The 20,944-nt window shown below is 41.8% G+C and carries 16 protein-coding genes and 1 tRNA gene; 11 read left to right on the forward strand and 6 right to left on the reverse strand.

Annotation, left to right across the window (positions count from 1 at the left end):
• The first annotated feature begins 3 nt into the window (after positions 1 to 3).
• Positions 4 to 297, forward strand: a complete 294-nt coding sequence (locus ACM5QX_RS02365; RefSeq protein ID WP_414752207.1) for a P-II family nitrogen regulator — start codon at positions 4 to 6, stop codon at positions 295 to 297.
• Between the two features lie 275 nt (positions 298 to 572).
• A complete protein-coding gene (locus ACM5QX_RS02370) occupies positions 573 to 1,247 on the forward strand; it encodes a carbonic anhydrase (protein ID WP_011318952.1) in 675 nt (224 codons plus the stop codon).
• A gap of 179 nt (positions 1,248 to 1,426) precedes the next feature.
• Here the strand turns inward: ACM5QX_RS02370 and ACM5QX_RS02375 are convergent, their stop codons facing one another.
• Both ACM5QX_RS02375 and ACM5QX_RS02380 read right to left on the reverse strand, forming a co-directional pair.
• Positions 1,427 to 2,797 carry a lipid-A-disaccharide synthase-related protein gene (locus ACM5QX_RS02375; protein WP_414752208.1) on the reverse strand — a complete coding sequence of 457 codons (1,371 nt, stop codon included), beginning with the start codon at positions 2,795 to 2,797 and terminating at the stop codon, positions 1,427 to 1,429.
• A 70-nt stretch (positions 2,798 to 2,867) separates the two neighbouring features.
• On the reverse strand, positions 2,868 to 4,292 hold the full coding sequence (locus ACM5QX_RS02380; protein ID WP_414752209.1) for a carotenoid oxygenase family protein: 1,425 nt from the start codon (positions 4,290 to 4,292) through the stop codon (positions 2,868 to 2,870).
• 468 nt (positions 4,293 to 4,760) lie between these two features.
• Between ACM5QX_RS02380 and ACM5QX_RS02385 the strand changes: the two genes are divergently transcribed.
• Positions 4,761 to 5,780, forward strand: a complete 1,020-nt coding sequence (locus ACM5QX_RS02385; protein WP_414752210.1) for a tRNA-dihydrouridine synthase family protein — start codon at positions 4,761 to 4,763, stop codon at positions 5,778 to 5,780.
• Between the two features lie 20 nt (positions 5,781 to 5,800).
• Here the strand turns inward: ACM5QX_RS02385 and ACM5QX_RS02390 are convergent, their stop codons facing one another.
• On the reverse strand, positions 5,801 to 6,835 hold the full coding sequence (locus tag ACM5QX_RS02390; RefSeq protein WP_414752211.1) for a LacI family DNA-binding transcriptional regulator: 1,035 nt from the start codon (positions 6,833 to 6,835) through the stop codon (positions 5,801 to 5,803).
• Between the two features lie 404 nt (positions 6,836 to 7,239).
• Here ACM5QX_RS02390 and ACM5QX_RS02395 point away from each other — a divergent pair, with 404 nt between their 5' ends.
• From ACM5QX_RS02395 to ACM5QX_RS02410, 4 genes are all read left to right on the forward strand, one after another.
• A complete protein-coding gene (locus ACM5QX_RS02395; protein WP_414752212.1) occupies positions 7,240 to 8,271 on the forward strand; it encodes an ABC transporter substrate-binding protein in 1,032 nt (343 codons plus the stop codon).
• Between the two features lie 66 nt (positions 8,272 to 8,337).
• Positions 8,338 to 9,891, forward strand: a complete 1,554-nt coding sequence (locus ACM5QX_RS02400; protein WP_414752213.1) for a sugar ABC transporter ATP-binding protein — start codon at positions 8,338 to 8,340, stop codon at positions 9,889 to 9,891.
• Complete coding sequence (locus tag ACM5QX_RS02405; protein WP_414752214.1) at positions 9,888 to 10,886, forward strand: ABC transporter permease subunit; 999 nt, start codon at positions 9,888 to 9,890, stop codon at positions 10,884 to 10,886. The genes ACM5QX_RS02400 and ACM5QX_RS02405 overlap by 4 nt, the downstream gene beginning before the upstream one ends.
• Positions 10,887 to 11,072: 186 nt before the next feature.
• Positions 11,073 to 12,665: an iron uptake porin gene (locus ACM5QX_RS02410; protein WP_414752251.1), complete on the forward strand. Its 1,593-nt coding sequence runs from the start codon at positions 11,073 to 11,075 to the stop codon at positions 12,663 to 12,665.
• Between the two features lie 426 nt (positions 12,666 to 13,091).
• Here ACM5QX_RS02410 and ACM5QX_RS02415 read toward each other — a convergent pair whose 3' ends face one another.
• The gene (locus ACM5QX_RS02415; RefSeq protein WP_414752215.1) at positions 13,092 to 13,796 is read right to left on the reverse strand and encodes a mobilization protein; all 705 of its coding nucleotides are present in this window, start codon (positions 13,794 to 13,796) and stop codon (positions 13,092 to 13,094) included.
• Positions 13,797 to 14,516: 720 nt separating this feature from the next.
• Here ACM5QX_RS02415 and ACM5QX_RS02420 point away from each other — a divergent pair.
• A complete protein-coding gene (locus ACM5QX_RS02420; protein ID WP_414752216.1) occupies positions 14,517 to 16,172 on the forward strand; it encodes a sensor histidine kinase in 1,656 nt (551 codons plus the stop codon).
• 102 nt (positions 16,173 to 16,274) lie between these two features.
• Here the strand turns inward: ACM5QX_RS02420 and ACM5QX_RS02425 are convergent, their stop codons facing one another.
• Both ACM5QX_RS02425 and ACM5QX_RS02430 read right to left on the reverse strand, forming a co-directional pair.
• Positions 16,275 to 16,913, reverse strand: coding sequence for a histidine phosphatase family protein (locus ACM5QX_RS02425; RefSeq protein WP_414752217.1), 639 nt, complete (start codon positions 16,911 to 16,913; stop codon positions 16,275 to 16,277).
• Between the two features lie 131 nt (positions 16,914 to 17,044).
• Positions 17,045 to 17,116 (reverse strand) — tRNA-Thr (locus ACM5QX_RS02430).
• Positions 17,117 to 17,405: 289 nt separating this feature from the next.
• On the opposite strand from ACM5QX_RS02430, the gene argF reads away from it, so the two are divergent.
• The 3 genes from argF (at position 17,406) to ACM5QX_RS02445 (ending at position 20,670) form a co-directional block, all read left to right on the forward strand.
• A complete protein-coding gene (gene argF / locus ACM5QX_RS02435) occupies positions 17,406 to 18,326 on the forward strand; it encodes an ornithine carbamoyltransferase (protein WP_414752218.1) in 921 nt (306 codons plus the stop codon).
• Positions 18,327 to 18,472: 146 nt separating this feature from the next.
• Positions 18,473 to 19,078 (forward strand): transcriptional repressor LexA, encoded by a 606-nt coding sequence (gene lexA / locus ACM5QX_RS02440; protein WP_414752219.1) that lies wholly within the window; start codon positions 18,473 to 18,475, stop codon positions 19,076 to 19,078.
• A 113-nt stretch (positions 19,079 to 19,191) separates the two neighbouring features.
• A complete protein-coding gene (locus ACM5QX_RS02445; RefSeq protein ID WP_414752220.1) occupies positions 19,192 to 20,670 on the forward strand; it encodes a DNA phosphorothioation system restriction enzyme in 1,479 nt (492 codons plus the stop codon).
• Positions 20,671 to 20,944 lie beyond the last annotated feature (274 nt).

The following is a 20,944-nucleotide window of genomic DNA, read 5'->3' on the forward strand; positions in this document are numbered from 1 at the left end:
GAAGTGGAAGCTGTCAAAAAAATAGAGGTAATTACCAATTCCCTAGAACTACCTAAAGTTCTAGAAATTCTTGAAAAATATGGTGTTTCTGGATATACGGTAATTGAAACTGTTACAGGCAAGGGACACAGAGGTAAAGTCATTGATGATTTAGAAACGCATATCCTCACTAATGGATATGTCATGAGCATTTGTACGGAAGCACAAGAACAAGCATTAGTAGAAGCGATTCAACCTGTAATTAAGAAATATGGCGGTGTATGTATTGTTTCTGATGCCAAATGGACTGCACATTAAATAAGGTATGTGATGTAGAAATAGGTGATTTAGTGATTCAGGTTTAATTCCTGAAAATCCAGAATGAGGGGGAAATATAAAAACCATCAAGTTTTTGCTTGCTTGTAAGCATTAAGATTGGACATCGAAATTTTCCTCATTCTGGATTTATTGTTTTTACTGATAAATTATGAGTTATTAAGCATAATTGGAGTTACAATTCATAATTGAGTCATGAATCAGTTGGAAACACATAAGCAACAATATATTAATAGTTGATTAAGGAGAATTTAACTGTGCCGATTAAGCGCATTATCGCTGGGCTAAATGAATTTCATGACAACTATTTTGTAGCTCATCGTGAGTTATTTGAGCATCTGTCTCATGGGCAAAATCCTGAGCTTTTGTTTATCACTTGCTCAGACTCAAGAATAGATCCGTTCTTAATCACACAAAGCCAACCAGGGGATTTATTTGTGATTCGCAATGTTGGTAATATTATCCCACCTTATAGTAGGTTAAACGGTGGGGAAGCTGCGGGGATAGAATATGCTGTTGAGGCTTTAGGTATTAAAGATATTGTTATTTGTGGACATTCTCATTGTGGTGCGATGAAGGGATTACTGCAAATAGGGAATCTTGCCCAACAAATGCCTTCAGTTTATGAATGGTTGAGGTGTCATGCTGAAGCTACCCGCCGCCTTGTGATGGACAACTACCAAGGTTATTCTCATGAGAAACTGTTAAAAATTGCTATTGAGCAAAACGTTCTTACACAGATAGAAAATTTAGAGACTTACCCCGTAATCCGTTCTAAACTTCATAGTGGTCAGCTGACACTTCATGCTTGGATTTATGAAATTGAAACTGGAGAAGTGTTTGCTTATGATGCTGAAAATAGTCAGTTTAAAGTTATAGAGAATCGTCTATTTCCTGTGCCTAATCCTTTAACAAATTTACACTCAGCTTAAAAATATAGGCTTTATATTACTTTTTATCAGTATAAATATGTGGAACTTTATTAGGGCTTACGCACACGGTGTAGGGGTGTATGGGTTTGGGGGTGTATGGGTTTGGGGGTGTATGGGTTTGGGGGTGTAGAGAAGTTGCATGCAACGTCTCTACAGTCCAGAATAAAGCATATCTTTATTTACCAATTACCAAACTTTTCTAGCAAACATTCAGCGATGCGTCTTGCTGCACCTGGTTTACCCATGCGGCGGACTCCATTTTCTCTGATGATGTGTAGGCTGTCGGGGTTGGTGAAAAGCGATCGCACTACTTGAGCCACTTGTGCTGGTTCTTCGACTAAAATCAGGGATAAGCCTAAAAGTCGGCTTTGGGCTTCGGCAAAACCAGGGTTATATTGTGGCCCCTTTCCAGGAATAGCGATCGCAGGTTTACCTAAACCGATAAACTGTTCTGTAGCTGTACCAGCCATTGCGATCGCTACATCGCCCCAATGCAAGCATTCATTATATGATTGTTGAGTCAAAATTAAATAGGCATTACGTTGTTTAAATATCAACGCATTGCTATCTTGCAGAGGTAAGGGTAAATCTGCGTGGGGTCGCCAACCTTGGGATTGCACAGTTTGAGCAAGTATATTCAAGTCTAAACCAGATGCGATCGCTCCTAGAAATATCACACTGCCAGAATTGGGTAAAAATGTATCCCGTTCTTGAAAACTCCCCATTAATGCAGAAACACCAGTCATAATTATTTGCCAATTTTGATAAGCTTCTGGTGGACGAGAACCAGGAAGCAAGGTAATTACCAGTGGTCTGTCCATCTCTTGATAACGAGCATTGGCCATGTAAAATAACTGTGGTGAAACTTTTGGTTCTAGACCATCCATCATCGGATTGCCGACATCAAAAGCGGGAATCGGCCAATTTTTTAGGGTTTGTGTAGTCAAACCATCTCTAGGAAATACGGCGCGACAACGGCGACGACTCATCAACCACCGTTCCCACGGATGATAAATTGAACCAGAAAAGTTTTCCCAACGGGCTGCTTTTGATTTCCTTGGTAGTACCCCCACTTCATCCCGCACGTAGTATTCTGATTTCGCTGTTCCCACAAAAGCGTAATTAGCCCCACTGACAAAGGCAAACAATAAAGGGACAATATCGCCTACCGCGAGAATGGCGTTATTGTTACCTAATTTTTTTTGGGAACTTACCCAACGCCGCACCGCTTGAATTTGACTCCAGGTAAGCTGCACTAAACCCCCGCGTACATCCCGCGCCAATTGTCGCCCATCCATGTAGATAAAGCCACCAGAAGGCATGGTACGTACTGCACCAATCAGGGGTATATTTAAATTTTCATAAGCCCGTCCTTCACCTACCAAAGGTAAAGCATAAATATCTGGTGGGTTTGCTTGCTGTAATAACGCTTGCAAAATGCGGACAGCAATCACATCTTCCCCATGACCATTACTTAGTACGAGTAATTGCAACCGAGGGGTTGCAGTTGGTGAGTTAGAAGCTAGAGATAAACGGGACACATCACTCATAAGAAATAAAATATATCTAACTCACCTTAATTTAAAAGCCTCATCAGAAAAATGGAATAAAACCTCGTCTTTACTCCTTACTCAAACCCGATTTCCAAGTGCCATGAAAACTATGAGGGATGATACTGGGTAATTTTAGTTTGCAGATTGGTTCTTCATTGAGGCGATCGCTATCATATACCCAAACTTGACTACTATGAGAATTGCCGTCATATACAACTGTTAAGACCCAATTTTCCGCAAGGATGGGTTCGGAGGGATAGCAGTTTTCTCCTGGGTAGGCTTCGGTGAGGGTTTGTGTCTTGTGGTCAAAGCAGGCGATCGTGTTTAATAGTTCTTGGCTGATATCTGTGCCTTGGCAGAATCCCGACATATAGGTATATCGAGATTCTTGACCGACATTTTGCCGTGGAACATTAGGAAATTCACAATGTTTATCTAACAGTTGTTCAATTGCGGCTACTTTGCCAGATTGGGGATGTAAAGTGACCCGTGACAGTGTACTTTGAGCAGGTGTGTGAGTTTTACCAGTAGCTACTTCTTTGAGATATTGATTAGTTTGGAAATCTTCGTAACGGGCAATATCCACAATGACTGCACCACTAGCATCTACATAACCGTTAGCAAAATGCCACTGATACCAAGGTTCTGCTTCCCCTCGACTGACTAAAGATAAACTGTCGCGGTCAATAACCAAAATTTGAGTCCCTAATTCTGGTCGCCACTCCATAGAATCACTATAGTTGCTAGTCCCCAACAATATAGGCAACATACGCAGCCGCACAGGGGAAATGAAAAATATTAAATACTGTCCTGCTAAGACAAAATCATGTATCAGTGGTAAACCATCTAAGGGGTATGCAGCTTTTTGGATAATTTGACCTGTAGAGTCACTTTTGTAAACATTCAACTTGGCATTTAGCCCCAAGCTAATACCAAAATTAAAAATTTCCTTGGTCTGGGGGTCTTGCTTATAATGGGCAGAATAAGTTAATCCATTAGTTAAACCACCTAAATTATCTTCGCCCCAGGTTTCTAAAGTCTGTAAATCTAAGGCGTAAGGTTTTCCACCTTCCCACAATGCCAAAAGTTTATCTGGTAATGCTAGCACTGAGGTATTGGCAGCATTTTTAACTGGTCTGCGCCATTGATTCCAAACGGGGCCTGGTGCAGTCATGCCATAATTGCCATACAGAAATTTATCGGCGGTGTTTTCTGCTTGATAGCCAATAGTCTGCACATAGCGGTAAGTTGCATTCACACCTCCATCGGTAAAGTTGACAGCCAAAATTGCCCCATCACCATCAAACCAGTGTCCTGTAAGCATCCCCCCACGTTCTAACCTGGCAGGGCCGTTGCGGTAGAGGGTACCCCGCAATCCTTCAGGGATGTTACCAGAGATCATTGATAACGGAGTCAGGGGAAATTCTTTGGCTGGTTCAGTTAATGCACTTGCCCAGGCTTTCTTATTTGATTTTTTATCAATTATCTGCATATAAGTTGCTAACTTAAGAAATGTGTGTGAGTAAATGATATATAGCCGTCATGCACCACTATCATACTGACTGGCGTGACAAGCCTAAAATGTAGGTTGGGTGGAGGCTTTGCGTAACCCAACACTCTGATATATGTTGAGTGACTTTATAATTGCAAACTGCCAATTGGCTTGACAAAATATCTCTCGGTGTTTCTATTGTAACATTAGGTATGACCAAAGAGGCGGAGGGGCAGGGGGCAGGGAGCAGGGGGAGCAGTCCCCTGCCGTGGAGCAGAGCGTAACATGGGTATCAAGCCCTGCCCTTCCAGGGCGCTCTTACTGGGGCGGAGTCTGAGCCTCCGTTCCAAGTCTTCCCCCCTTGCTCCCGAAGTTCGCCCGGAGGGAAACCCTCCTTGCGACTTCTCTTCCTGCTCCCTGCGCCCCTGCTTCTTGTGACAATCAAGTTTGTCGATCGCCCGAATATCTATGCCCCAGGTATCGCTGCCCCAATCGCTTCAGAAAGACCAACCCTTCACCGCCCTTGCACCCATGCAGGATGTGACAAACCTCTGGTTTATGAAGGTCATTGCCCACTATGGTAGTCCTGACTACTTTTTTACTGAGTATTTTCGCGTAAATGATACTTCGCGGCTGAATCGCGGTATTCTGGCAGCCATCACCGAAAATGATACGGGTCGCCCTGTTTTTGCCCAAATGATTGGGGAAAGTATTCCCGACTTGGTGAGAACCGCCAAGGAACTCTGCCGTTATGATATCGCTGGAGTTGATTTGAATATGGGCTGTCCCGCGCCGAGAATCTATCGTAAAAATGTTGGGGGTGGATTGCTACTCTCACCGGGGAAAGTGGATCAGATTTTGGGAGAACTACGTCAAGCTGTGAACGATCGCCCCTTAACGGTCAAGATGCGGGTAGGTTTTGAAAATACAGACACATTTTACGAAATTCTCGATATCGTCAATCGCCACAACATTGATTTGCTGAGTTTGCATGGTCGCACAGTCAAAGATATGTACCACGGGGTAGTGAAATATGATTTGATTGCGGAGGCGGTGCAACGGGTGGATTGTCCAGTACTAGCTAATGGCAATATTCACTCCGCCACAACTGCCTTAGAAGTACTAGAGCGAACAGGTGCGGCGGGTGTGATGGTGGGACGCTGGGCTATTGGGAATCCGTGGCTATTTAATCAGATTCGCCAGGCTTTACGAGGAGAACCAATCACCCCTGTTCCTTTAGTAGAAGTACGCAACTATATTGATCGTTTATGGCAAACCCCGACAGCCGCAACTATGCCAGAGCGATCGCGCATAGGCTATCTAAAAATGTTCCTCAATTATATTGCCCTGAGTGTTGATGCTGAAGGTCAGTTCCTGCGCCTGATGCGACGAACACAAACCGAGGTGGAAATGTTTAACCTTTGCGATCGCTTTTTACTTAGTGATCTGACGCAAACTTTAGCCTTAGCACCTTACTCAGGGGTATAACTACTCCCCACCGTAGACAATCACCAAACTTTTCGATGGATAGTTGAAGTACTATCTCTTTTGACTAAAAAAGGAGATAAAAGCAGATTTTCTACAGATTTACCTTGTAATAGGTCAACTAACATCGTCATTGCAGACTCACCCATTTCTAACATTCGTTGGCTGACTGTTGTTAGGGGTGGGGTAATATAACTGCTCAGAGCAATGTTATCAAATCCCACGAGGCTTAAATCTTTTGGTACGGAAATACTTAGTTCTTTGCAAGCTAAAAGAGCGCCAACTGCTACCATGTCGTTGTAACAAAAAATGCCAGTTACACCAGCTTCAACGAGTTGAGGTAGCATTTTTTTGCCAATATCAATATCGTTGATAATTTTCGGGTCTTGGTTAATTGCCACCCAAGCCGGATTTTGTGGTAGACCTGCTTGCTTCAGAGCTATTTTATATCCTTCTAAACGCTGTTGATCTGCCTTGCTGCCATCACCCACCCCTAGATAGGCAATAGAAGTGTGTCCCATATCGATTAAATGTTCTACTGCTAAAGAGCCACCTAAGCGATCATCTATAGCCACTGAGTGAAATGTTTTGCCTTGATCTTCGGTGTCGATATTAATTAGAACTGTTGGCACAGTAAATTGTGTTAACTGTTTGGTGTACTGTTTGCTAATTCGTGAGTCCGCTACCAAGATACCGTCTACTCTCCGATAATGAAAATTCTCAATAGCTCCTATTTCTTGCTCAAAATCTCCGTGTGAAGCACTTAAAAACACATTCAAGCCTGCAAGTCTGGCAACTTGTTCAATTCCTTCTACTAACTCACCAAAAAAGGGATCAGCAATGGAAGTGACAACTACTCCAACAGTATAAGTGCGTTGAGTTTGTAAACTTTTAGCGATCGCATTAGGTACATAGTTCATCTCCTGTGCGAGTTTTTTAATGTCCTCCCGTACCTGAGAACTAATTAGGGGACTGTCTCGTAAAGCTCGTGAAACTGTGGAATGAGAAACGCCTGCTTTTCGAGCAATATCTTCAATGGAAATCTTTCGTTCACTCATTTTCAGTATTGCTGTAGGTAACGTAAATAAACTTAACATATATTTTATGCACAGGTGTGCAAAGATAAAAGCATAGGTTATGCACACCTGTGCATAACCTATTTCAAGAATTCTTGTGGACTGAAACTCAATACTCAGTACGCAAAACTTTACAAGTCAACTATTCACCAAAAAATCTCATAAACAAATATGAAAAAGTCTTTCCCCTAAGCCATTACACTCTTACACCCCTACCCCCACTCTTGAATCCCTTATCCCCATTTTCAAAACAGGTCGGCATAAATATCTATCGTTAGGATAAGACAGAAAATACCCGCTACAAGGGACGATTAAAGTGGGTTTTAGTTTAGTTAACTTTTCTACACATATTTAAATTTTTCCCAGTTTTTCTACTTAGGATATAGATGGATGTGAAAAAACAGGCGATGTCTAAAGACAAGCTGCTACGCGTCTACGCAGCAACGTTATTAAGTATTGTCAGTGGTACTCTTGTCAGCTGCACAAACATTTCTCCCAATAGCCCAACGGCTGCTGACACTGATACCAATACCCACACCAACAATGGATCTCGCCATAAATTGCGATCGGTTGGTGTTACCCTGGGGGATTTGAGTAACCCTTTCTTCGTTGTCATGGCCCAGGGAGCCGAGAAAGAAGCGAAGAAAATCGGTGGTGAGGATGTCAGAGTAACTGTAGTTTCTAGCGGCTATGACCTGAACCAGCAATTCAACCAAATTGAGAATTTCGTTGCGGCTAATACTGACCTGATTATCATCAATGCTGCTGACAGTAAAGGAATCAGACCAGCCGTTGACCAAGCAAGGCAAGCAGGTAAGGTTGTAATTGCAGTAGATACGGCAATAGAAGCAGACATAGATGCTACCGTCACCACCAATAATGTGCAAGCTGGAGAAATAAGTTGCCAGTATATAGCCGATCGCCTCAAAGGCAAAGGTAATGTAGTCATAGTCAACGGGCCGCCAGTAACATCGGTAATTCAGCGAGTGGACGGCTGCTTGAAAGTATTAGCCAAATATCCCGATATCAAACTACTTTCTAAAGACCAGAACGCAGAAGGTAGCAGAGATGGCGGACTTAGGGTAATGAGCGATTTGCTAGTCACATTCCCCAAGATTGATGCTGTCTTTGCCATCAACGATCCTAGTGGTGTGGGAGTAGACCTAGCCGCCAACCAAGCCAAACGCCAAGACTTTTTCATCGTGGGAGTTGACGGTGCGCCAGAAGCCATAGAAGCGATCGCCTCTGGAGATAGTCTATATGCAGCAACGGCGACGCAAAACCCCAGAGGAATGACGCAGACAGCCATTCAGGTAGGCAACGACATTTTACATGGCAAAAAACCTGAATCACCCAATATTTTGATTCCTGCCAAGTTGATTACGAAAGAGAACGTGAGTACATCTACTGGTTGGTAGGGGTGTAGGGGTGTAGGGGAGCAACTGACAACTGACAACTGACTATTGACTATTGACTATTGACCAATGACAACAAATATTAAAACAGATTTTTCTCCACCTGCAACTGCCACCCCTGTATTAGAAATGCAGGGGATTGCGAAACGATTTCATGGTGTCGCAGCTTTGCAAGGTGTCAATCTCACCATTTATCCAGGGGAAGTTCACGCCCTCATGGGTGAAAATGGGGCTGGTAAAAGTACATTGATGAAAATTCTCGCTGGGGCTTATATTGCCGATGAGGGAGAGATTCGCATCAATGGTAAAGGGGTGAAAATTACCGATCCGGGAACAGCGCGCCAAGCCGGTATCAATCTGATTTATCAAGAACTCAATGTTGCACCCAATTTAACCGTTACCGAAAACATTTTTATGGGGAGCGAGTTAACGCGGGGTCAATTTTTAGACCGCAAGGCGATGGAACTGGAAGCCCAAGAAGTGTTAGCAAGCTTGGGGGCTAGCTTTGCACCAACTGATATTGTTGGCACATTGGCGATCGCCGAGCAGCAGCAAGTAGAAATTGCCAGAGCCTTGAAGGACAACAGCCGCATTTTGGTAATGGATGAGCCAACAGCCGCACTGTCTGACCGCGAGACTGAGCGTTTATTTGAAGTAATTCGCAAACTCCGTAATGATGGCATTGCCATTATCTACATCAGTCATCGTATGGAAGAAATCTATGCCCTAGCTGACCGTATTAGTGTACTACGGGATGGTCAATACATCGGTAGTTTAACCCGTGAGGAGATTTCTCCCCAGCGATTGGTACAGATGATGGTCGGTCGTTCTATGCAGGACTTTTACGAACATCAACGGCAAACCAATCCTGGCCCAGTGGTGCTAGAAGTGAGAAATATCAGTGATGGGCGCAAAGTCCAACCAGCGAGTTTTCAACTGCGATCTGGGGAAATTCTGGGACTCGCGGGGTTAGTTGGTGCAGGACGCACAGAGGTATCCCGGCTAATTTTTGGCGCAGATCGCAAAGTAAGCGGTGAAGTATTCCTCAATGGCAAAAAACTAGAGATTAATTCCCCCAGTGATGCGATCGCCGCAGGTATTGGTTATGTTCCAGAAGACCGCAAAGACCAAGGTTTATTTCTGGAGATGAGTTCCCGTAAGAACATTGGACTCAATAGACTCAAGCAAGATGCAAAGGGTGGCATCGTTAACTGGGGTTCAGTCAACAAGATTGCCACAGATGCAGTAGAAAACTTCCATATCCGCCTGGCGAACTTAGAAATTAGAGCCGTGGATCTTTCCGGTGGGAATCAACAAAAACTGCTGCTGGCGCGTTGGTTAGCCATTAACCCCAGAGTCTTGATGCTAGATGAGCCGACAAGGGGCGTAGATATCGGTGCTAAAAGCGAAATTTACCGGATTATCAGCGACTTATCAGCCCAAGGGGTAGCCATTCTCATGGTTTCCAGCGAACTACCAGAGATTGTTGGCTTGAGCGATCGCGTTTTAGTGATGCGAGAAGGACAACTAGTAGGTGAACTAGACAATAGCCCCGGCAAAGAAATCACCCAAGAAAACATTATGCACTATGCAACTGGAGCATCGGAGGTAACCGCATCATGAGTCAAACCCTAAGACCTGCCAACAAAAGACCAAGCGAGCATCCCAAATCACGCCAGCGTCAATCAATCAACAATCTTCTGCAAGTTGCCGGGATTTTGCCAATCCTGGTAATCATCTGCATCTTATTTTCTCTCCTTAGCCCCAACTTTCCCACAGCAGGCAACGCCGTCAACATCTTACGTCAAGCCTCAATCAATATTGTCTTGGCAACCGGCATGACCTTTGTCATTCTCACCGGTGGAATTGACCTTTCAGTTGGGTCAATCTTGGCTGTATCTGCGGTAGTTACAGTATTAGTATCTCTGCTTCCTGCCTTAGGTTGGGCAGCTGTCCCGGCGGGTTTGCTGACAGGATTACTTTTGGGTTTACTCAATGGCGCTCTCATCACCTTTTTAGATGTCCCCCCCTTTATCGTCACCTTGGGTTCATTAACCGCCTTAAGAGGTGCTGCCTTTTTAATAGCCAACGGCACAACAGTTATTAATCGCAATATCAATTTTGCGTGGATAGGTAATAGCTATGTAGGCTTTCTTCCCTGGTTAGTCATCATTGCCCTATTGACTGTAGCCGTGAGTTGGTTCGTCCTCAGACAAACTGTTTTGGGTGTACAGATATATGCAGTGGGTGGTAACGAACGCGCCGCACGCTTAACAGGTATTAAAGTCAATCGCGTGTTGTTATTTGTCTATGGTGTGAGCGGATTACTAGCAGGTTTAGCCGGAATCATGAGCGCCAGCCGTTTGTATAGCGCCACCGGGATGTTAGGACAAGGCTACGAATTAGATGCGATCGCCGCCGTAATTCTTGGTGGAACCAGCTTCACAGGCGGCATCGGCACCATAGGCGGCACACTCCTTGGGGCATTAATCATCGCCGTTCTCAACAACGGTTTGACCCTATTGAATATGTCTTTCTTCTGGCAACTAGTCGTCAAAGGACTAGTCATTATCGCCGCAGTCATGATTGATAGACTCCGCAGACGTTCCCGACGATAAAAAAGCAGGGAGTAGGGCGCAGACTTACTCAACAACTTTCCCCCTCTCCCTCTCTTCTCTGCGCCTCCGCGTCTCTGCGTGAAATAAATAACATCATTCCCTAACAATACCCAAAATTGAAATCTCTTAAACCAGGAGATTTCCAACTTGTAATGCAGATTTTTAGCCATGCACCATACTACACCAATGCTGAAACATCTTTTATCTAGTTTTTCGCTCTTATTGTTGACCTCAACCGCAGTCTGGGCAACACCCTTAGATAATTCTGATAGCTTACAAGAACAAGTCACATCAGTTTCCCAGTTTTCCGATGTCCAACCCACCGATTGGGCATTTGCAGCATTGCAATCATTAGTAGAACGCTACGGTTGTATTGCAGGTTATCCTAATTCAAGTTATCGTGGTAGTCGCCCCTTAAGCCGTTATGAATTCGCCGCAGGTATCAATGCTTGCTTAGATCGCATCAATGAGTTAATTGCCACAGCTACCAGCGATTTAGTCAATCAAGAAGACTTAGCAATATTACAAAAATTACAAACCGACTTTGCCACAGAACTGGCAACTCTGCGCGGACGAGTAGATAACTTAGAAGCACGGACAGCGACACTAGAACAGCAGCAATTTTCCACTACCACTAGGCTGAATGGACAAATTATTACTGCCATCAGTGATACCTTTGGCAACAAAGTAGGCGGTACACGGGATGAAACCAACCTCTTTTTTGCGACTCGTGGTCGTCTCAATTTAGAAAGCAGTTTCACAGGCAAAGATTTATTGCGAGTCCGGCTGGAATTTGGCAACTTTGCTAATACCAATGGCTCCAGCCAAATAGCCGCCGCCACAGGCACAGGGATGACGCGGCTAAACTTTGATAATGACAGCAACAATAGACTTTTCGTCCCCCATATCCGTTACTACTTCCCTGTGAGTGATTCCCTTTCCTTCGTCGTCGGCCCCACAGGTATTGGCTACAACGACATCACCGATAACGTGACTCCTGCCACGATCGCCGATGATGGTAATGGGATTCCCTCATTATTTGGTAAAAATAGTCTGCTATTCGAGAGGGGTGGCGGTGGTGCAGCCGCTAACTGGAAGATTCGCCCAGACTTGCTTTTAACCCTTGGCTATTTAGCCAACAGTCCCAATAACCCCACACTAACTAATGGTTTATTTGATGGTGGCTACAATGCTCTAGCTCATCTCGTCTATTACAGCCAGCAAGGAGCAATTGGTGTTGCCTACTCTCATGGATACAACCCTCCTGGCACTGTGGACATCACCGCCGGTAGAGGTAGCGCCCTATCCAGCGCCCCCTTTGGTAATAGTATCGCCACTGCTAACAGTATCGTTGGTGTACAGGGATACTATCGCTTTTCACCTAAATTCCAAGTTCATGCTTGGGGCGGGTATATTTGGGCAACTGCCAAGAACTCTGGTTTTAGTGATATCTCTAATGGCAGGGGTGGTACTGATTCTCTGTTCGTCAACAGTGGTGATAATGCTAATGCTTGGTTCGGGGCAATTGGTCTATCGTTTCCCGATGTGGGTGGTAAGGGCAATTTGCCAGGAATTCTCTTGGGTTTACCACCGCGCGTTTCTAACAGTAACGTCCGTGAAGAGGGTGATAACTCTTACCACCTAGAAGCGTTCTATCGTTGGCGACTTAACGACAATATATCTATAACTCCTGGCTTTTGGATGATTCTTAACCCAGAAAATAATCGCAATAACGATACTCAATATGTGGGAGTAGTTCGTACAACATTCGATTTCTAAGTAAGTTACTGACAAAACAAATGCACCTAACAAGTAGGTGCATTGATTAGGCAATTTCAGAAAGAGCAGTAGTATGTAAAACTAAGTAGGTAATAACTTAGAGTGAATAGAGTTTATCTGAATACGGCATAAAATATCTCAGTAAATCTACTGCATTTTCGACTAAAACTAATGAAAGCAGTGATGATTGGTATTTTTACCATGAGCGAATTTTCTTAAGTAATTAGGACTTATACCAATTCTCTATGAAGTTGCCCCAAATAAATGATGTAGAGACTTTGCATACAACGTCTCTACAGCACAGAATAAAGTGTATCAGTCAATAGTCAAAATCAAGGTTTTTGGACTATGGACTATTGACTATTGACCACCCTCACAAGAGTTTTTTGGTTCAGTGCGTAAGTCCTAATTACCTATGTTGCTCCATCATTTAACTTCTTCATACCAAATACCCACGGTTTCAAAAGAAGCATAGGCAAGCTTGAGAAAATTTACCACTCTCTGTTTGCTGATGATGCCAAATTCTTTATATTCTCTTGCATCTGCAAAGGTTAATCTATGCTGGTCTATTATATTTCTTTCTTTATATGCAAGTTTGGGAAAGTCTATAGCCTTAACATTATATTTTTTTACCACTTCTTGGATTGTTGCATCTGAGTTTACGTGTTCCCAGTCATCGCATAGACCGAGATTTTTCACTAATATATGAGGAACTTTACCACCATAACTATTTACAGACTGCTTAAATAGATTGAGACTGTCATACCCTCCTGTTGACACAAACCACTTACAAAAATCAACCCCTTGCGACTCTCCTAGTTCAATTAAATGATTCTTCTCAATCCATCCCTTAACTGCTCTATGAGATTGAGCGGCAAGATTAGCAATTACTGTTTTATTCATTGCTATCTCAAAAATTTTATCCGCCTTATCTGCGTGCCTTTCATCCTCTGTAAATACCGCATACTGACATATACCTTTATACACACCAGCTACATCTGGATTTGACCTATCGGTTTCTATCGGTACAAATGGCATATTATTATCCAGACAATACTGAATCATCGTTCTAGCGACTAAAGACTTTCCCACCCCTCCTTTTTCTCCATCTATCAAATGAATTGTTGGCATAGCTACACCTCTCTATTTTTAAACCTAGTATTGATTTCCTGATTTTATCAGGGTTAATGTTGACCAAAAATTTGCCGCACAGTGCAAATATCATCTTTAGATGATGTTATAGCTTAGTATAAGAATTTGATTTGATGCTTGAACAAATCGCAGTATCTATACGCTAGGCAATGCCCACCATATCATAGTGTTTATAGTTGAGCCTGAGGCAAACTCAAATTCAGGATTTAGCTCATCTGTGTAACATAACTTTACTATCCCTGGTGATTTCCATATATCTCTCTGGAATCATTGGCAATAAAATCATCGATACTTCCTCTCAAGGTTAGATGAAAATCCTCTGTTTCTTGCTCTTCCTTAGTTTTACTTTTGCCTCGTCACAGTTAAGAGAAAACACGGTGAGCAAGGACGGATATAGACAATATGAAAATTTGGTTTGATTTTTGTCTAAAATTAGCTATTTGTAGCGTTTTTGCCAAAATTAAAGTACGATCATCGAAGCTTTTCTTGGTTATGCGATCGCTAACAAAGCCTGATTCAGATAACATTATCAAATAGTGCGAAAAAAATTTTGCCTTGGGTTAAGAGGAACTTAACCTGATATAGTTCTCATGTACTATTTAACCTTGTCTTTTTAGCAATCAAATCAGATTCAGATATTTACCAATTATTTATTAATCTAGATTAAGTATCTTCCGAAAATTAATATATAGTCTCACTATGTTTCAGAAGCTAGATATTAAATCAATTTTTTTAAAATTGCTTCGTCTCCCATTTAAACTGCTACCATCTCAGTTAATTACTCTCACGGTTGTACTAACTCTCCTATTATTTTTGCCACAAACATGGGTTACTTGGCAAGCTTACAATGATTTTAATAGTATTATCAAAAATGAATTAAGACTACAGAGTCTTAGTGAACAAATTACTTATTATGACGAAGTTCTGACAATGTCAGCACGCATGAATGCTGTAACAGCTAATTCTATGTGGGAAAGAAGGTATCGTCAATTTGAACCTTTATTAGATGCAGTAATTAAAGAATCTATTCAACTTGCGCCCGAAGTTTATAATAATCAAGATGCTAAGGAAACTGATTTAGCAAATAAACGTTTAGTGGAGATGGAATATAAATCTTTTGATTTAGTAAGAAAAGGCCAAGCACTAGCTGCAAGATCACTTTTACTAAGTTCACAATATGAATCGGAGAAACGAAAGTACGCATCCGGTGTTAATAAGATAAATCAGGCGATCGCTATACTGATAGATGAAAGAGTCTTAAAATATAAAATATATCTATTGTGGTCAATTGGTGGCTCAGTTACTAGCTTGGCTTTTCTTATCCCTTCATGGTTATTGGTATTACGTTTATTAAAGAATTATTTAAGAACCAGTAAAATGGCTCAAATAACACTAAGGGATCTCAATTATGAATTAGAGATGCGCGTAGAAAAAAGAGCAAAAGAATTGCGATATAAAAATGATCAACTAACCCAAACATTACAAAAATTACAACAAACTCAGCTTCAACTAATTCAAACTGAAAAAATGTCATCTCTGGGTGAGATGGTGGCTGGTATTGCCCATGAAATCAATAATCCGATTACTTTTGTTAAAAACAACGTTAGTTATGTCAAGGAATACTCCCAGGATTTATTAAACCTAATACGGAGTTATCAAGAGTACTATACCCAACCCCCCGATATTATCCAAGTACAAATTAACGATATCGATTTAGAATTTATCCAAGGAGATTTTATCAAAATCCTCAACTCTATAGAATATGGCACTGATAGAGTTGAGAAAATTGTTAAATCCCTACGTAATTTTTCTCGCCTTGACGAAGCCGAAATTAAATCAGTCGATATTCATGAAGGAATTGATAGCACTTTGATGATTTTATCTCACCGATTGACAGCTATAGACAAACATCCAGAAATTTTGCTCATTAAAGAATATGCTTCATTACCATTGGTAGAATGTTATCCTGGTTTACTCAATCAGGTGTTTATGAATATTCTTGTTAATGCCATAGATGCTTTACATGAATATAACTGGCAACGCACAGATGATGAAATTAAGAATAGCCATTCTAGGATTCGGATTTGCACTCATCAAATGAATGAATCTTGGATACAAATTCGGATTATCGATAATGGTATAGGTATTCCAGAAAATATTCGTGACAAATTGTTTAATCCATTTTTTACAACTAAGCCACTAGGTAAAGGTACGGGTATAGGATTATCAATTAGTTACCAAATTATTGTGGAGAAGCATACTGGAAAGCTGTACTGTAATTCTACAGAAGAACAAGGTACAGAATTTGTGATTGAAATTCCAATTACTCAGAATTCGTCTACATTCACGAATTAGATAACGCTATTTAACAATTGTCGAAGTAAAAATAGGTGTCCCTGGGCTTTGGGGTTTTTGGACAAGTCTAATCGTTTCTTGACAAACTACTAGTAGAGACTGTTATGTTCCCGGACGAGAGCGAATATGATCGGGTATGTGATGGCGATCGCCTAACATTTCTAATAAAGGGCCATTTACATCAAATTTTACCATACTTACCGACGCGACCAAAATATTCACCCGATAGCGATAGCGTCCCAGATCAATCCCTAGTAAGCTACAAAGCATAATCCGAATCGTGGCTTTATGGGAAACTACTAAAACATTACCTTGGGGATGTTTTTCCTGAATTTCCGCAATTACAGGCATAGAACGGTTAGCAATATCTACCGCCGTTTCGCCACCTAGTGGTGCATTCCAAGCGGGTTCTGTCAACCATTTGACATAGTTTTCTGAGTAATTCTCTTGGGCAAAGGTTTTACTCTTAGTTTCCCATTCGCCGTAACTACCTTCTCTAAGTCCGTCACGCAACTGCATCTCCATACCAATAGCATCACAAAATGGCTTGGCTGTGGCAATTGTGCGCTTCATCGGGCTAACATAAACCGCTTCCCACTTCAGTTTTTGATAAACCTTGGCAAAACTTTCTGCCATCTGCGCCCCTTCAGAGGTCAAATCTGCATCAGTTTTACCGCAGAAATTACCACTTTGACTAAAAGTAGTTTCTCCATGTCGCAGTAAATATAAATTGAGTGTCATAGCTTATATTGCGATTGGGATAAAGGAGTTTGTGCAGAAATAAACTACCATCAATCTCACAATCGAGTATGTAACATCTGGACAAAGTAATCAACCCAAAGAGCCAATCAATGGTCGGAGGTTCAACCTAAAGCCAGCAGTCGGATTTGAACCGACGACCTTCCGATTACAAGTCGGATGCACTACCACTGTGCTATGCTGGCAACTTAGTAATTGCTTTAACGCACTCACCGATTTTTAATTATATCACAGGTAATTTATTTGTCTACCCCTAAAGCAACTTAATTTAGCTCGGTAGATACGAGGGGATTGGCAAGAGCAAGAGAATCCCTCCTTGTGGATTTATCTACCAAAAAACACGGAAATTGGGGATTCTTCATCAACTCCTGACTGGTAGGTGAGGGGGGTGTTTTTGTTTAGGGTAACTGTATTTTTTTGCTTGACTGGGTAAAGGAAGAGAGATTTATAATTGTTATTTAACAGATAACAAGCATGGCAGCATTGTTAGGACGAGATTTGTTAAGTCTGGCAGACTTGACTCCTACAGAACTTCAGGAACTTCTGCAATTGGCAACCCAATTGAAATCACAACAGTTGAAGTTGCGGTGTAATAAGGTATTGGGTTTGTTATTTTCTAAGGCTTCAACTCGGACACGAGTCAGTTTTACTGTGGCTATGTACCAACTGGGCGGACAAGTAATTGATCTTAATCCGAATGTGACTCAGGTTAGTCGAGGAGAACCAGTACAAGATACTGCACGAGTATTAGAGCGATATTTGGATGTTTTGGCAATTCGCACTTTTGAACAGCAGGAGTTAGCAACTTTTGCTGAGTATGCCAAAATTCCTGTAATTAATGCACTCACTGATTTAGAACATCCTTGCCAGATATTAGCGGATTTATTAACTGCACAAGAATGTTTTGACACAATTTCTGGGCTAACTTTGACCTATGTTGGTGATGGCAATAATGTCGCTAATTCTTTGATGCTTGGCTGTGCTTTGGCGGGGATGAATGTGAGAATTGCCACACCTAGTGGATATGAACCAAATCCGCAGGTTGTCGTACAAGCACAAGCAATAGCTGATGGTAAAACCGAAATTCTCCTCACCAATGACCCAGAATTAGCAACCAAAGGTGCATCTGTACTCTACACTGATGTTTGGGCGAGTATGGGAAAGGAAGCAGAAGCAGACGATCGCTTTCCTATTTTCCAACCTTATCAAATTTCTGAGCAGTTATTAAGTCTGGCTGAACCAAACGCAATTGTTTTACATTGCTTACCCGCCCATCGTGGTGAAGAAATTACTGAAGAAGTAATCGAAGGTTCTCAATCAAGAGTTTGGCAACAAGCCGAAAATCGATTGCACGTTCAAAAAGCTTTACTCGCTAGTATCTTGGGGGCAGAGTGAACAGTTAAAAGTCAAAAGTAGAAAGGCAAAAGAAAATTAACTTATCTTTCTTTTGCCTTTTAAATTTTTATTTTTATCTTGTTATTAGAGGTTTTTTGTAGTACTAATGTTCTAGGGACATTTATATTTATCCTCCCTATTATTTTATGGAAAGCCTCACACAAGCGCAACAAGAACTTTATGAATGGCTGGCAGAATATATCCGTATTCACCAGCATTCACCTTCGATTCGTCAAATGATGCAAGCGATGAATTTGAAATCACCTGCACCGATTCAAAGTCGTTTAGAACATTTACGCACGAAAGGATACATCGAATGGACTGAAGGTAAAGCCCGGACTATTCGGATTTTACAACCGATGAAGCAAGGTGTACCGGTTTTAGGAGCGATCGCCGCAGGTGGTTTAATTGAACCATTCACTGATGCTGTAGAGCATATCGACTTTTCTAATTTCGCTTTACCTGCACAAACTTATGCTTTGCGGGTAACTGGTGACAGCATGATTGAAGATTTAATTACTGATGGGGATTTGGTATTTTTGCGCCCAGTTCCCGAACCAGATCAATTAAAAAATGGTACTATCGTCGCTGCCAGAGTCGATGGTTATGGTAATACATTAAAACGTTTTTATCGAAGTGGCGATCGCATCACTCTTAAACCAGCTAACCCCAAATACAACCCCATTGAAGTTGCAGCTATACAGGTAGAGGTGCAAGGTTCTCTAGTTGGTGTTTGGCGCGGTTATATGTGAATGGGAAGTAGGGGAGATGGGGAAGAATTTCACCTACCTTGTTTCCCTCATCCTTCTCATCTTGTCAATGTCCAATCCTATAAATTTTGAATTTTGAATTTTGAATTGGTATTATGTACCTGAAGCAAGAACCAGTGCAGCAATTTCCTGCTTTCCGGCTCAAATTACCATCTGTCAGGGAAAGCCAAGGTAGTTATCAGACTCAGCCATTACCAGGGTGTCCTAGAATGCCGTTATCTGTGCAGTTGCGCCAGTATCAACGTCAAGCTATGACTAACTGGTTTGCGAATAATGGCCGAGGAACGCTGAAGATGGCGACTGGTAGCGGGAAAACTATAACTGCACTGGCGATTACTTGCGAGTTATACCAGCAGATTAGTTTACAGGTGTTGTTGGTGGTGTGTCCCTATCGTCATCTGGTAACACAATGGGGACGAGAATGTGAAAAGTTTAATTTACGACCTATACTAGCCTTTGAGAATTTACGCAGTTGGCAAAGTCAACTTTCTACCCAACTTTACAATCTGCGTTCTGGTTCTCAAGGTTTCGTGACTGTGATTACTACCAATTCCACCTTAATTGGGGATGGATTTCAGTCACAACTCAAGTATTTTCCAGCGAAGACTTTAATTATTGGTGATGAAGCCCATAATTTAGGCGCACCTAAGTTAGAAGAAAGTTTACCTCGGCGGGTGGGTTTGCGGCTGGCTTTATCGGCGACACCAGAAAGATATTTTGATGATGGTGGTACGCAATCTTTATTTGACTACTTCGGCCCAGTGTTACAGCCGGAGTTTACTTTACGGGATGCGATCGCTCAAGGTGCTTTGGTGCATTACTTGTATTATCCCATCTTAGTAGAGTTAACTGAGGCGGAAAGTATTGCTTATTTGAAACTCACTAAACGCATCGGGCGATCGCTATTATATAGAGAACGCAATCACGGCGAATCATCTAATTTTGAAGACAACGAAGATTTAAAGCCTTTATTAATGCAACGCGCCAGATTAATTGGTGCAGCAGCAAATAAATTAAACGCTTTACGTCAATTAATGGCTACTCGCCGGGAAACCACTCATACGCTTTTTTATTGTAGTGATGGTTCGCTAGAAACCGGACAACGTTCATCTCTGCATCAACTCAAAGCTGTGGCAAAAATTCTGGGCGGAGAATTAGGGTATAAGGTAAGTACATACACAGCCCAAACATCTTTACAAGAAAGAGAAATTTTACGCCGTCAATTTGAAAGTGGTGCATTACAAGGTTTAGTGGCAATTCGCTGTTTAGATGAAGGGGTGGATATTCCAGCAATTCAAACGGCGGTGATTTTATCCAGTTCTGGTAATCCTCGTCAGTTTATTCAGCGACGGGGTAGGGTTTTACGTCCCCATCCCAGCAAGGAAAGAGCTACTATCTACGACATGATTGTTTTACCGCCAGATTTGGATCGAGAAACTATAGAAGTTGAACGCAATTTGTTAAGAAAAGAGTTGCGGCGCTTTGTGGAGTTTGCTGATTTAGCTGATAACGCTGGTGAAGCCCGAATCAAGTTGCTGGATTTACAAAAGCGATATGGATTGTTAGATGTTTAGTTATTACTCATTCTTCTATGGTTAATTTTGTAAAATTTTGTTCGCTAGCTGAAAATATTTGCAGTGAATATGCGAAGATAATCTTGATCATAATAGGATGTAAGTAAAATTTTTAAAGCGACAAACACTCGATTATGATCAAGATTGACTTTATGTAATTAAGCATATCAGTGAACAGCACAAAAATAAAGTCATTTTTACCAAAAACATTGAGAATTTTCTGAGCATAATCCGCCTAAATTAAAGATAAGAAAAGATAAGAGTAATAGTAGCT

Origin of the sequence: Anabaena sp. CCY 9910, from assembly GCF_963920875.1 — a bacterium.
Classification (GTDB): domain Bacteria; phylum Cyanobacteriota; class Cyanobacteriia; order Cyanobacteriales; family Nostocaceae; genus Trichormus; species Trichormus variabilis.